This window comes from Gordonia sp. DT219 (genome assembly GCF_049847065.1).
GTDB lineage: Bacteria > Actinomycetota > Actinomycetes > Mycobacteriales > Mycobacteriaceae > Gordonia.
Genome location: NZ_JBNCNR010000079.1, coordinates 1 through 492, shown reverse-complemented (window position 1 = coordinate 492; position 492 = coordinate 1). Strand labels below are relative to the sequence as shown.

Annotated in this window: 1 pseudogene; it reads left to right on the top strand. The window is 68.7% G+C overall.

The features are described from left to right. Positions 1–9: 9 nt before the first annotated feature. Positions 10–492 (top strand): annotated as a pseudogene (locus ACPXB3_RS22505) (HNH endonuclease); the annotation flags it as partial.

Here is a 492-nt window from a genome sequence, read left to right as displayed (position 1 = left end):
ACCGCAGCAATTCTGGCCGGTATTGTCGACCAGCTCACCGAACTCCGCACCAGCCCGGACATGACCGGGCCGCAAGCACACGCCGCGCTGCAACAGATCCTGCTGATCCGCAACCTCGCCGACCATCACGCAGCCACGTTCACCGGTGACCTCGACCGCCTCGGTGTCGCCGACGGCCACGGACGCCGGTTGCGGGAACTGCTGACCGTGATGGGGTGCGCGCCCGCCGTCGCCGCACGGTTCGTACGCATCGGCACCGTCACCGACGTCGACCCACTGCGACGCCACGCCGCCGATGGGTCGATCTCGTCGGAGCACGCCGACGCGATCGTGCGCGGTCTGACGCACATCGAAACCCGATCCGACGAACCCGTCGACCCCGACCTGCGGTCGGCGCAACTGATGTCACTGATGTCGTGGTCCTCCGCGGGCATGACGCCGGCCCAGATCGCCGAACACGCCCGCACCATCGCCAACGAACTCGCCGCCGAC